This window comes from Jatrophihabitans sp. (assembly GCF_051960575.1).
GTDB lineage: Bacteria > Actinomycetota > Actinomycetes > Mycobacteriales > Jatrophihabitantaceae > JBQCEE01.
Map to the genome: position 1 here is coordinate 1 of NZ_JBQCEE010000303.1, position 13,342 is coordinate 13,342.

Annotated in this window: 7 protein-coding genes; 4 read left to right on the forward strand and 3 right to left on the reverse strand. The window is 71.1% G+C overall.

Going from position 1 to position 13,342, the window contains the following annotated elements; translation table 11 throughout:
- The first annotated feature begins 310 nt into the window (after positions 1-310).
- The 4 genes from ACTHMS_RS16850 to ACTHMS_RS16865 all read left to right on the forward strand — a co-directional run bounded on the left by ACTHMS_RS16850 (position 311) and on the right by ACTHMS_RS16865 (position 10,892).
- Positions 311-3,088: a DNA methyltransferase gene (locus ACTHMS_RS16850; RefSeq protein WP_440307817.1), complete on the forward strand. Its 2,778-nt coding sequence runs from the start codon at positions 311-313 to the stop codon at positions 3,086-3,088.
- A 783-nt stretch (positions 3,089-3,871) separates the two neighbouring features.
- Positions 3,872-4,510, forward strand: coding sequence for a hypothetical protein (locus ACTHMS_RS16855; RefSeq protein ID WP_440307818.1), 639 nt, complete (start codon positions 3,872-3,874; stop codon positions 4,508-4,510).
- Between the two features lie 300 nt (positions 4,511-4,810).
- On the forward strand, positions 4,811-8,740 hold the full coding sequence (locus tag ACTHMS_RS16860) for a hypothetical protein (protein ID WP_440307819.1): 3,930 nt from the start codon (positions 4,811-4,813) through the stop codon (positions 8,738-8,740).
- A 166-nt stretch (positions 8,741-8,906) separates the two neighbouring features.
- Positions 8,907-10,892, forward strand: coding sequence for a putative Ig domain-containing protein (locus ACTHMS_RS16865; RefSeq protein WP_440307823.1), 1,986 nt, complete (start codon positions 8,907-8,909; stop codon positions 10,890-10,892).
- Between the two features lie 21 nt (positions 10,893-10,913).
- Here ACTHMS_RS16865 and ACTHMS_RS16870 read toward each other — a convergent pair whose 3' ends face one another.
- From ACTHMS_RS16870 to ACTHMS_RS16880, 3 genes are all read right to left on the reverse strand, one after another.
- The gene (locus ACTHMS_RS16870) at positions 10,914-11,600 is read right to left on the reverse strand and encodes an SDR family NAD(P)-dependent oxidoreductase (RefSeq protein WP_440307820.1); all 687 of its coding nucleotides are present in this window, start codon (positions 11,598-11,600) and stop codon (positions 10,914-10,916) included.
- A gap of 95 nt (positions 11,601-11,695) precedes the next feature.
- Entirely contained in the window at positions 11,696-12,115 is a 420-nt protein-coding gene (locus ACTHMS_RS16875; RefSeq protein ID WP_440307821.1) for a hypothetical protein, read from the reverse strand.
- Between the two features lie 116 nt (positions 12,116-12,231).
- A partial coding sequence (locus ACTHMS_RS16880; protein WP_440307822.1) for an ROK family protein occupies positions 12,232-13,342 on the reverse strand: 1,111 nt, incomplete at its 5' end.

The following is a 13,342-nucleotide window of genomic DNA, read 5'->3' on the forward strand; positions in this document are numbered from 1 at the left end:
CCTGCTCAACCCCAAGTCCGCACCGGCCGAGGAGGTGGCGCCCGCCGCCCTGCTCACGGCATAGTCAGCACCGAACTCGCTGACGTGATCACGAAGCCGAGTTACACCACGCCACGGGGCGCGACCCCCGGTGGTCGAGCAATCAACGACGCCGGGGAAGCCGTTCGGCTCGCGTGTCGCACAGCTTCCGGAAAGCGACGGTTCGTGATACTGCTCCGGCGCTGTACCAAGCCGCCCCATGGTGTGCGGGAGCAGTTCGCCGTAGCCTCAAGATCAAGGTCAAGATCAAGATCGAGCCGGAGGTCGATGCGTGCCAGCGCCGTCGTGGCAAGAGATGCGGAACCGGGCAACTCGCTTCGCCTCCCGGTGGCGCGGCGAAAGCCGCGAGCGAGCCGAGGCGCAATCGTTCTGGAACGAATTTTTCGCGATCTTCGACCTCGACCGGCGGCGGGTCGCCGTGTTCGAGCAGATGTCGGCCAGGTACTCGACCGGCGGCCGCGGGTGGATGGATCTATTCTGGCCCGGCTACTTGGTGGCTGAACACAAGAGCTTGGGCGAAGACCTCGGCGCAGCGATCGAGCAGGCGATCGACTACCTGCCGAGCATCCCGAGCGAGCATTGGCCGCGGCTGATCGTCGTCTGCGACTTCCACACCTTCCGTGTGAGGAATCAGATCACCGGCGAAGAGATCAGCTTCCCGCTGTCCGACCTTCCGGGTCGGCTGCGCGTCTTCGCGCCGATGCTCGACGCCGAGGTGCAGAGGTACGAGACCGAGGAGGAGGTCAACCTTAAAGCGACCGAGCTCCTCGCTGCACTTCACGATGCGCTCAGGGAGTCCGGCTACGAGGGCCACGCACTCCGCGTGCTGCTCGTGCGCCTTGTCTTCATCCTGTTCGCTGACGACACCCAGGTGTGGGAGCCCGGTCGCTTCCATGACTATCTGCTGCTGAAGACCAGCGACGACGGCCACGACCTGGGTCCCGCGTTGATCCATCTGTTTCAGGTGCTCAACACCCCAAAAGACCGGCGATCCGCGAATCTGGACGACGACCTGAAGTCGTTCGAGTACATCAACGGCGGCATCTTCGCCGAGACGGTCCCGATCCCGGACTGCACCAGGGGCATGCGGAACCGACTGCTGAAGGCCTGCCGGTTCGACTGGTCGAAGATCAGCCCGGCCATCTTTGGGTCGCTCTTCCAGAACGTCATGGAGGACGCTGATCGACGTGCGATCGGGGCGCACTACACCACCGAGGGCAACATCCTCCGCACGATCGACCCCTTGTTCATGGACGAGCTCCGCGCAGAGCTGGATGCAGCCGGGACCCTCCCAGCGCTCCGACGCTTCCGGGACAAGCTCGCCACGCTCACCTTCTTCGACCCTGCGTGCGGATGCGGCAACTTCCTCGTGATCGCCTACCGCGAGATCCGCCGCCTGGAGCTTGAGGTGTTGCGCCGCATCCGCGCCGAGGAGGCACGCCAGGGCGCGCGCGGCAGAGTCGAGCGCGGCAAGCGCGGAGCGCGTCTCCCTGGTCGCGGACAGATGGGCTTCGACGTGTCCGCGGTCGAGTCAAAAGTCAGCGTCGGGCAGTTCTACGGAATAGAGGTCGAAGAGTTCCCCGCTCGGATCGCCGAGACCGCGATCTACCTCATCGATCACCTGGAGAACCTGGCCCTGTCGGCCGAGTTCGGCGAATACTACGCGCGCTTCCCCATTACCGACACAGCGCACATCCACATCGGCAATGCACTCCGCGTCGACTGGAACGACGTCCTACCTGCGACGCGGTGCACCTACCTGCTCGGCAACCCGCCATTCGTCGGCAAGCAGCATCGAACAGCCGACCAACGTACTGACATGGATCTGGTCTTCGCCGGGCGGTCAGGGACCGGCGTGCTCGATTACGTGTCCGCCTGGTACCAAGCCGCGGCGGTGTACATGACCGGAACCGCCATCCGAGCTGCGTTCGTTGCCACGAACAGCATTGTGCAAGGCGAGCAGGTCCCCGCCCTGTGGCCGGAGCTGGTCGAGGCTGGTCTTGAGATCGACTTCGCGCACCGAACCTTCAATTGGAAGAGCGAGGCAAGCGGCGCCGCGCACGTCCACGTCGTCATCATCGGCTTCAGCTACGGCGGACTGCGACCGCACAAAACACTGTTCGACCACCCCACCCTTGACGCGGACCAGGCCGAGCCGCTGCGCGTCCGCAACATCAACCCCTACCTGGTCGACGCGCCCACTGTGATTGCGAGTAAGCGGCGGCAACCGTTACTCCCGGTGCCGCGGTGCCGATTCGGCAACATGCCGAACGACGAGCAGCACCTGATCCTGGACGCTGACGCACGCGAGGAGATCCTGCAGACGGACCCGATCGCGGCCCAGTACATCCGCGAGCTCATCGGCGCCGAGGAGATGCTCAACGGCCTCCACCGGTACTGCCTATGGCTCGAGGACGCAGACCCCCGCGACATCCGCAACAGCCAGGTCCTCCGAGAGCGCGTTGCACGCGTTCGCGCCTATCGGCGTCGCAGCACACGTGCACAAACACAGGCCTTGGCCGCCACCCCAGCGCTGTTCGGGGAGATCAGGCAACCGGCTGGCCGCTATTTATGTCTCCCGCGCCACACGTCGATGAACCGGAGCTACATCCCTCTCGCCTTCTTCGAAAAGGACGACATCGCGCACGACTCGACCCTGACCATCGAGGACGCGACCGAATACATCTTCGGCATCCTCAGCAGCGAGATGTTCATGACCTGGGTCCGCACGGTGGCAGGCCGCCTCAGGAGCGATTTCCGCCTCTCCTCGGATCTGGTCTACAACACCTTCCCGTGGCCGGATGCGAACGCTCGGAAGACCACCCAGGTCGCTCAACGCGCCGGTGAGGTGCTCGCCGCGCGGGAGCGGCACGCGGGAGCGACGCTCGCGGAGCTCTACGACCCCGCGACGACGCCAGCCGATCTCGCCCGAGCACACGCAGCACTCGACCGAACCGTGGAAGGCCTCTACGGCCGCCGCGCCATCTCCACAGAGCTCACACGTCAGGCCAAGCTGTTCGACCGATATACCGAGTTGACCGCTGCCTAGCCATCTTGCAGCCTGCCCTTCGGTACGGCGAACGGAAATCGGACACGCGCCATCGCGGCCGGCGAGCGACCCCTCGATTCACCGTGCCCGCAACCGTGGGACATGAGCCATGGTCACAACTTTGGTCACGAACTAGCCCGGACAGCACCGGATAGGGCCAGACTCGCGGTTCAAGCGAGCCGCCGCGGCCCCACGGAAGAGCGGGTCACATGGACGGAGGCGGCCAGCACCGGACGGGATGGCCCGGAGTTCAAGTCCCCCCTCGGACACGTGATGAGGCCCCGGTCCCCGGGGCCTTCGTCGTCGCTCCGAGCTTGGTCTCGGCTCATCACCCCGATGCAGCGCTAGGCGGGCTGTGAGCACCGTCGAGCATCGATGACCTCCAGCGCGCCGTCGTACGCCGCCAACCGTGCTGCCGGGATTGACTCAAGGACACCACCGCGGACGGTGGCGCGAGCGCGGTGGCCGTGGGCGACCAGTTCGCTGATGCACCAGCTCCCAACGGATCCCGGGCCGCCGGTGACCGGGACGGTCCCGACGCCGGCTTCGCTGGCCTCGACGCGGGCGGACATGGCCGCTTCGTCGGATGGGCGCGGGCGACCGGATGGGATCGCTCAGGCGACCGCTCGGAACACCCGCCGGGTGACGAGCACCGCCCCGCCGAGGATCACCAGGCTCGCGACGAGCAGCGGCACAGCCGTCGACCCCGAGGGCTGGCTGTTCACGCTGGCCAGTTCTGCCTGACGCGCGAGACGTCGCGTCGCCTCGACGGGAGCGGTCTTCGTGACCGCTCGCGTCGCGCCGCTGCCGGTGAGCGGCGTGGCCGACAGCACCGAGGTGCTCTCGGTGCTCACGGGGGTCGGCGCCGACCCGTCGGACGTGCCAGCACCGCCGGGACCCGTCCCGGAGCCCGAGGTCGGGCTCGGCACGGGCGGCGTCGGCACCGAGGGCGTCGTGCCCTGCCCCGTCGCTCCGGGCGTGGGCGAGGTGACCACCGGGGTCGGCACCCGCGACGTCGGCGCGGGCGTCGACTGGGTCGGCACCGGAAGGCTCGGCAGGCTCACCGGCAGCCCCGGCAGCGACACCGGCGGCAGGCTGGGCAGGCTCACGGGCGGCAGCGTGGGCACCGAGACAGGCGGCAGCGTCGGGAGCGACACCGGCGGCAACGGCGAGACCGACACCGGCGGGAGCGTCGGCACCGAGATCGGCGGCAGCGTCGGCACCGAGATGGGCGGCAGCGTCGGCACGGGCAGCGGCGGCACGGTGAGGCTCACCGTCGGCAGCGGCGGCAACGTCGGCACGGGCAGCGGGTCGCCGCTCGGCACCGACGCATGCGCCACCGTCGTCGAGCACGTGACGAGCGCGGCCAGGCCGAGCCCGGCCGTCCCAGCGGCGGCCCGGATGACGGTGGACCGACGGTGACCTGTCTGCATGATGCCCCCGGGCGGGTGACGGCGCGGCGTGACGCGCTTCCAGGTGAAGCCGACCGTTCAACGCGTACCGGGCGCGTTGGTTACGCAGCGCGACCGATCGTCTGCTCGGGTCCTCGCGAAGGCAGATGCCGGTGTGCAACACCGGCTGGACGAGGAAGGATTCGCCCCTCCCAGCCGGCGACCGCGCGAAACTGCGCGGCGGGATCTTGGCTCTTGCCAAACACACAGCGACGGGCGAGGCTCGGCGCGCGGCCAAAGACGGCCGCCCCAGCCCTCCAGGGAGTGATCAGTGGCTTCGTCCGCTCGTCTGCGCCTGTTGTCCCTACCCCTCACCCTCGCCGTCACGGCCGGCATGCTGGCGGCGGTGCCGCCCGCCGCGAACAGCGCGCCGCCACCGGACGACACGCCGGTGAAGCTCACGCCGAAGGGCGAGATCGCCGACGAGTTCCGCGGCGCCGACGAGACCCAGGCCGGCGTCGAGAAGCTCAAGGACGCCTACTACGCCACCCGCCTGCTCTCCGGCGACTCCCCCATCTCGCTGACCGAGGCCGCGAGCCTGCGCGGCAAGGCGCTGCAGGCGGCGCGCGGCACCGCGCACTCGGCGCCGCCGCGCGCGACCCGCGGCGGTGCGTGGACCAACCAGGGGCCCGCCCCGATCGTCCAGGTCGGCCGCACGACCAACACCTTCGAAGCGGTCTCCGGACGCACCACCGCACTCGTAATCCGCAACGACGGCACGATCATCCTCGGCGCGGCCCAGGGCGGCGTCTGGACCTACGACCCGGCGAACGGCGGGACGTGGACGGCACGGTCGAACGCCGCCGACAGCCAGGCCGTCGGCGCGCTCGCCCTCGCCCCGAGCAACGACAAGATCGTCTACATGGGCTCGGGTGAGGCGAACCTCGCCGGTGACAGCTACTACGGCGACGGCTTCTACCGGTCGACCGACGGCGGCATCACGTGGCAGCACGTGTCGACCCTGTTCACCGGGCAGGCGGTCGCGGCCATCGTCGTCGACCCGACCAACCCGCAGCACGTCTACGCGGCGACGGCGCGCGGTCGCGGTGGCTCGCACCGCACGACCAGCCCGACGGCGCAGCCCTACGGAATCTACGAGTCGACCAACGGCGGCGCCACCTGGACGCTGCGCAAGGGCACGACCGACGAGTTCCACGGCGCCACCAACCTCGTGATGGACCCCCGGCACCCGAACGTCCTCTTCGCGTCCTTCTGGGGCGACGCAATCTACAAGTCGACCGACGGCGGCCGGCACTGGGCGACCGCGATGAACGGTCTCCCGGCGGGTGACTTCAACGCGGCCGGCAGCCGGTTCGCGCTGACGATCAGTGACCCGGCCGGCGCCACCGCGCCGACGCTCTACACCGGCTTCGACTACAACGTGGGTAGCGGCCGGCACCCCGCCGTGGTCTACAAGTCGACCGACGGGGGCGCGAACTGGGTGCAGACGGCGAACGGGTCCGGCATCAACTCCATCTCCGACTACTGCAGCACCCAGTGCTTCTACGACAACGTGCTCGCGGCCGATCCGTCGAACCCGAACACCATCTACGTGCTCGGCTGCTACGGCTACAACTTCAGCCCGGCGTCCGGCGGCATCTTCCGCTCGACCGACGGCGGTCAGACGTGGAAGAACCTCGGCTACGACCTGCACCCCGACTTCCACGCCTTCGCCTTCCAGGCCAACGACCTGTCGCACATCGCGATCGGCAACGACGGCGGTGTCTGGGACTCGCACACCGGCGGCGGCCGCACTGCGCCGACCGACCCGTTGTCGGCCGCCGACTGGCAGGACCTCAACGGCCAGGTGAACCCGAACACCGCGGCGCTGATCCACGCGACCGGGCTGTCGATCAGCCAGTTCGACTCGATCGCGGTCGTCCCGAACGTGCCGGGCCAGTACTGGGGTGGCACGCAGGACAACGGCACGCTGCGCAAGTCGACGGCCAACCAGCGCTGGTTCGACCAGTCGAGCGGTGACGGCGGCCAGGTCGTCGTCGACCAGACGACACCGAACACGGTCAACCCGGCCGTGCCGGCCTACGTCTTCGGCGAGTACTACAGCATCTCGCCGTACCGCTTCGACCCGAGCGAGGCGAACACCTTCTTCGGCAACGAGCCGATCGACACAGGGATCGACCCGAACGACCGCTCGGAGTTCTACGTGCCGATGGTGCAGAACCGCGGTGACGTGAACCAGCTGTTCCTCGGCACCTACCGGCTCTACCGCACCGACAACGCCGAGGCGCCGAGCGCGGGCGATGTCACGTGGTCGCCGATCAGTCCCGACCTGACGAGCGGGTGCACCGGCACCGCGCCGAACGGCGCGCGTGGCTGCCTCATCTCCGCGGTCGCGGTGGCCGACGGCGGCGACGGCGCGTACGTCGGCACCGACGAGGGCTGGATCCAGGTGAGCCCGAACGCCGTGACGTCCGACTCGCCGACCTGGACGCGGGTCGGGAAGGGCGTGCTGCCCGACCGTCCGGTGAACCAGATCGTCACCGACCGGTCGAACTGGCGCATCGCCTACGCGGCCTACGGCGGCTTCGCTGCCGCGACGCCGCACAACAGCGGCCACCTGTTCGCCACCAGCGACGGTGGCAAGCACTGGACGAACATCAGCGGCAACCTGCCCGACAGCCCGGTGAACACCGTCGTCGTCGACCCGGCCGACGCGAAGACGCTCTACGTCGGCACCGACGTCGGCACCTTCATCTCGACCAACGGCGGCAAGAAGTGGTTCGTGCTCGGCTCGGGCATGCCGGAGGTCGCCACGTGGCAGCTCGACTACGACGCCAGCCACGGCGTCCTGGTCGCCGGCACGCACGGACGCGGTGCCTACACGCTCACCAACGCCGCCGCTCGGCCGGCGCTGATCGTGTCGACCACCGACACCGGCAAGCCGGTCGGCCCGGGCAGCACCATCGACGAGACGATCACGGTCCGCAACATCGGCAACGCCGACGACACCGTCTCGATCACCGACCCCGTGCCGGCCTACACCAAGGTTTCGGTCGGCTCGGGCGGCTACGTCGGGGGCAAGAAGCTGCACTGGGACGGCGTGCAGGTGCCCGCAGGCGGCAGCGCGTCGGTCTCCTTCCAGCTGCGCATCGACCCGGCGCTGCCGGCCTCGGTGACGGCGATCGTGAACGACGGCGTCGTCGTCAAGGACGCGAACGGCGTCGCCACCACCGGCAGCCCGCACACGACGCCGCTCGCGCCGGCGCACGCCGCGACGGTCGAGCCGACCTCCGGGCTCGAGGGGGCGAAGGTCGGCACCAGCGCCACCTTCACCGAGCAGATCACCAACGACGGCTACAAGACCGACACCTACGCCGTCTCGGCGTCGGGCGGCGCGTGGCCGACCGCGGTGTACGACGCCACCTGCACCACGCCGATCACGGTCACCCCGACCGTGGCGGCCGGTGACACGACGACGGTGTGCGTCAAGGTGGACGTGCCGGCGAACGCCGCGGACAACGCCACGAACGACTCGTCGTTCACGGCCACGTCGACGAGCGATCCGTCGGTCACCGGCTCGGCGAGCCTGCGCACCATCGCCGTCGCGAGTGACACGCTGCTCGTCGACGAGGACACCAACAGTCCGGTCGACTCGGCGCCGTACTACAAGGCGGCGCTGGACGCGAACAACGTCACCTACGGCTACTGGGACCTGTCGGTGAACCCGACGATCCCCGAGTCGTACCTGGCGGCGCACCACAACGTCGTGTGGTTCACGGGCAACAGCTACCCCGGACCGATCACGCCGTACGAGCGCGAGCTGGCGGCCTTCCTCGACGGTGGCGGACGACTGCTCATGTCGGGTCAGGACATCCTCGACCAGGCGGCGGGCACGACCCCGTTCGTGCACGACTACCTGCACATTGACTGGGACGGCTCGGAGGCGCAGAACGACAAGTCGACCGCGGACGTGCACGGTGTCGCCGGCAGTCCGGTCACGGCCGGGATCGGCGCGGTGCCGCTCGACCACTCGGTGCTCCAGGCGAACTTCGAGGACCAGGTCACCCCGATCGACCCGGCGACGGCGGCGTTCACCGACGACACCGGTGCGACCGACGGCCTCACCGTGGCCGCCGGGGCGTACAAGGTCGAGTTCCTGGCCTTCCCGTTCGAGGCCTACGGCTCGGCTGCTGACAAGGCCGACCTGATGGGCCGGACCATCACCTGGTTCAACAGCTGACACCCGGTCGGGCGCGGCCTCCGCGCCCGACCGCACAGCAGCGACGAACGCCCCCGGCCGACCGGCCCGGGGGCGTTCTGTCCGATCGGCCGATTGCGGCCCCCAGCTGCGCTGTGTCACCGTTCGGCACGTCGTCGCCTCGACCCCAGGAGCGTCCGTGCCGGTCATGTCCCGCCGACCGGTGCTGCGCGCACCGGTGACGCTGGCGCTTGTCGCCGTGCTGGCCGCGCTCGCCGCGAGCGGCGGGGTCGACGCCGCCGCAGCGACGGCACCGACCTCGACGTCCGTGGCACCCGCCTGCGACCGGGACGTGCCGCCGGGCGTCATGACCTGCTTCGCGCTGCGCCGCACGGACGCGGGCGTGGCGCGACCGATGGTCATGTCCCCCGCGACCTCGCCGGCCGGGTACGGGCCGTCCTCGCTGCAGAGCGCTTACGGCACCGTCTCGGCGTCCGCCACCGGGGGCACCGGCCGGCGGGTGTTCGTCGTCGATGCCTACGACGACCCGACCGCCGAGGCCGACCTCGCCGTCTACCGCGCGCAGTACGGCCTGCCGGCGTGCACCACCGCGAACGGCTGCTTCGCGAAGATCGACCAGCGCAGCGACGCCGGCCCCCTGCCCGCGGCGGACGGCGGCTGGGCCGCCGAGGAGTCGCTCGATCTGGACATGGTGTCCGCCATCTGCCCGAACTGCTCGATCACCCTCGTCGAGGCCGACAGCGCCGACGGATCGGACCTGTACGCCGCAGTCGAGCTGGCGACGGCGCTCGGCGCGAAGTACGTGTCGATGAGCTGGGGCGGCGCCGAGTACTCCGGTGAGACCGCCGACGACACCCAGGTCTTCGCGCCCGGCGGGGTCGTCTACACCGCGTCGACCGGCGACAACGGGTACGGGGTCTCGTACCCGGCGGCCAGCCCGCGGGTGATCGCCGTCGGCGGCACGCACCTCGTGGCTGCTGCCGGCACCCGCGGTTGGGACGAGACCGCCTGGTCAGGAGCGGGCTCGGGCTGCTCGGTCGTCGAGCCGAAGCCGGACTGGCAGCAGACGGCGGTGCCGGACAGCGTCTGCGCCGGCCGCGCCGTCGCCGACGTCAGTGCGGACGCCGATCCGGCGACCGGCGTCGCGGTGTACGCGACCTCCACGACGTACCCGGGCTGGGGCGTCTACGGGGGTACCTCGGCCTCGGCGCCGATGATCGCGGCGATGGCGGCGCTCGCGGGCCCACCGGCCGCCGCCTCGGCGCCGGTCGGAACGATGTACGGGCACGCCGCCTCGTTCGTCGACGTCACGTCGGGCTCGAACGGGCTGTGCCTGCCCCTGCCGCTGTGCACGGCGGGCGCGGGATGGGACGGCCCGACCGGCCTCGGCGCACCCACCGGCCCGGCGGTGTTCGACACCGGCCCGGTCACGGCGCCCGACCCGGTGCCGCCCGCGACGCCGACGCTGTCGATCACCGCACCGCGCGCCTGGACGACGAACGCCGGCTGGGCGACGAGCCTGCAGCTCGCGGCGATCGATGCACGGCAGCAACCGGTGACCTGGTCGGCGTCGGGCCTGCCGGGCGGGCTGGCCATCGACCCGGCGACGGGCCGCATCGCCGGCACACCGCGTGCCGCCGGCCGCTCGACCGTGACGGTCCACGCCGCCGACCGCCTCGGGGGGAACGCCACGGCCACTTTCACCTGGACGGTGGCGCCGAACCCGTGCGTCCCGAACGCCGTCTCGAACGCGGGCTTCGAGACCGGTCTCGCGCGGTGGTCGTCGTCCGCCGTCGCGGTGCCGACGCGCCGCAGCAGCGCGCACAGCGGCATCCGGCACGCCGTGCTCGGCGGCACGGGCACGGCCCACCTGTCGACACTCGCGCAGACGATCACCGTGCCGGCCGGGTGCGCGGCGACGCTGGCCTGGTGGGTGCGGATCGCGAGCAACGATCACACCGGACGCGTGCACGACACCCTCACGGTCACCGTCGACGGCCGCACCGTCGCTACGGCGTCGAACCGGGACGCATCGGCCCGCTGGGCCCGCCGCACGATCACGCTGCCTGGGACGGCGCGGCGGACGCTCACCATCCGGTTCGCGGCACGCGAGAACCGCGGTCTCGCCACGGCCTTCAACCTCGACGACGTGGTGCTCGCGCTGCGGCACTGACCCTGCCGCCGGCTGGTTCCGTCAGAAGTCGCCGGACTCGAGCTCGGCCTCGTCCGCGCGCAGCGCGGCCACGATGCGAGCGGCGACGTCGGCCGGCGCCTTGCCCTCGCCCAGCTTCGGTGCGGCGCCCGCGATCGGGCGCGTCGCGAGCCCGGTCTCGGTGTGCGGCGGGCGCACGTCGAGCACGCGGATGCCGGCGCGGCGCAGTTCGCGCGCCACGGCGCGGTCGAAGGCGGTGAGCGCCGCCTTGGACGCGGCGTAGGCGGCCATGCCGGGCAGCGGCGTCTCGGCGACGACCGCGCTGAGGTTGACGATCGCGCCCCCGCGGCGCAGCTGTGGCGTCGCCTCGCGCACCAGCCGCACGGGCGCGATGAGGTTGACGAGCAGCAGTTGGTCCAGGGTGTCGTCGTCGAGCTCGGCCGCCGGGCCGAACGCCACCACACCCGCGGCGTCGATCAGCGCGTCGAGGGCGCCACCCGCGGCCACGGCAGCCGCGACGATGCGCGCCGGCACGCCCGGATCGACCAGGTCGACCACCTGCTGCGACACGACCGAGGGGCCGAGTTCGCCGGCAGTCGCGGCGAGGCGGCCGGCGTCGCGCCCGACCAGGCTCAGGCGCGCGCCCTCGGCCGCGAGGTGCGCGGCGATCGCCGAGCCGAGGCCGCCGGTGGCGCCGACGACGAGGACGTGAGCACCCGACAGTTCCACGCGACGAGCCTGCCAGAGCGGTGCCGGCGGCACGCGCTGCACAGGATCGGTCGAGGCGCGACCCGCCGCGCGGGCCGCGCCCCCGACCGGGCGGATCAGCTGACGGTCAGCGTGATGACCGCGCTGTGCGAGCCCTTGTAGGTCGACGTCTTCACGAAGACGACCTCGTACTGCTCCTTGTGCCCCTTGCGCGCGCCGGGCAGCACCGTGAACGTCGTCCGGCCCTTCGCGTCCGTCGTGCGGGTCTGGACGACGGTGAACCGCTGCGCCGTGTGGGGGGCACGCTTCTCGAGCAGCACCGTCTCGCCCGCGAGCGCCTTGCGACCCGACTTGAGCGTCGCGGTGAGGGTGTCCTTGTGCTTCGGCGCGACCGTGGCGTGCGCGGCGTGCAGGGTGATGCTCGTCGGCTTCAGGGTCGTCGGCGTGGCGGCCTGGGCGGACGCGGCGCCGGCCAGCGCGGCGGCGGCGGCGGCAACGGCGAGGGAACCGATGACTAGGGGGCTCTTCTTCGACACAGTGGCATCTCCTTCGGTAGGGGCGGTTCGGGGTGAACCGGCACGGACGCTAGGAACGCGCTTCTGTGCGACCGCTGACGCGGACAGGTCGCGGTCAGCCGAACAACAGCGGATGCTCAGCCGGCGAAGGCGGCGTCGACGGCCTCGATGCTGAGCACGTGGTCGAGCACCAGTTCGGCGCAACCGCGCACACCCGCCTGGTCGGCGTGGGTCGCCGGCACGATCTGCAGGTTGCGGGCGGCGACCGCGTTCGCCTCGCGGAACACCGATTCGCGCAGTCCTGCGACAAAGAGGTCGTAGGCCGGCACCATGTCGCCGCCGATCACGATCACGGCCGGGTTGAGCAGCGTGACGGCCGCGGCCAGCACCGTGCCGATGTGCCGTCCGCTGCTGCGGATCAGCCGTCGCGCGGTGCTGTCACCGGTGACGGCGAGCGCCACGACGTCACGGATGTGGGCGACGTCGGCACCCGCCTCGCGCATCGTCTGCACGAGCGCCCACCCGGCCGCGATCGCCTCGAGACAGCCGGTCTCACCACAGCGGCAGTCGAGCCGGGCGGCCGGCGCGTAGCGCACGTGGCCGATCTCGCCGGCCGCGCCGTCGGCGCCGTGGTGCAGGCGCCCGCCGGAGATCACCGCGACGCCGATGCCGGACGACGCCTTGAGGATGAGCGCGTCCGGGTGGCCTGCGAGATGGCCACTGCGCTCGGCGAGCGCGATCGCATTGGTGTCGCTGTCGAGGTGCACCGGCGCGTCCGTGAGCGACCGGAAGTAGCCGTCGAGGGCGATGCCGTTCCAGCCCGGCATGATCGGCGACTCGTGGCTGCACCGCCGCGCCGGGTCGACCGTGCCGGGGATCGACAGGCCGATGCCGCGCACGGCGTCGAGCCGATGGCCCGAGCGCACGAGCAGGCGGCGCAGCGCGCGCACCACGGTCGGCAGCAGTTGGTCGGGGTGCAGCCCGATCTCCTGGTCGAACTCGTCGGACGCGAGCACCTCCCCCGCGAGGTCGCACACCGCGAGCTGCGTGCGGCTGCGGCCGAGCGCGGCCGCGAAGACGACGCCGGCGCCGGCGTCGAACTCGAGGCGGGCGGCGGGCCGCCCGACCCGCGACGGCGCCTCGTCGGGGTCGCGCCCCACGCCGGCCTCGAGCACCGCCGCGCGGCGTGCCGTGGCCGCGGGGCGCGACAGGCCCGGGAGCCGGGCGATGTCCGAGCGGGTCGCCGCC

Bases quoted from the DNA above. Each gene is read 5' to 3' on its own strand.
- ACTHMS_RS16865 (WP_440307823.1), top strand. From the start codon at position 8,907: ATGTCCCGCCGACCGGTGCTGCGCGCACCGGTGACGCTGGCGCTTGTC.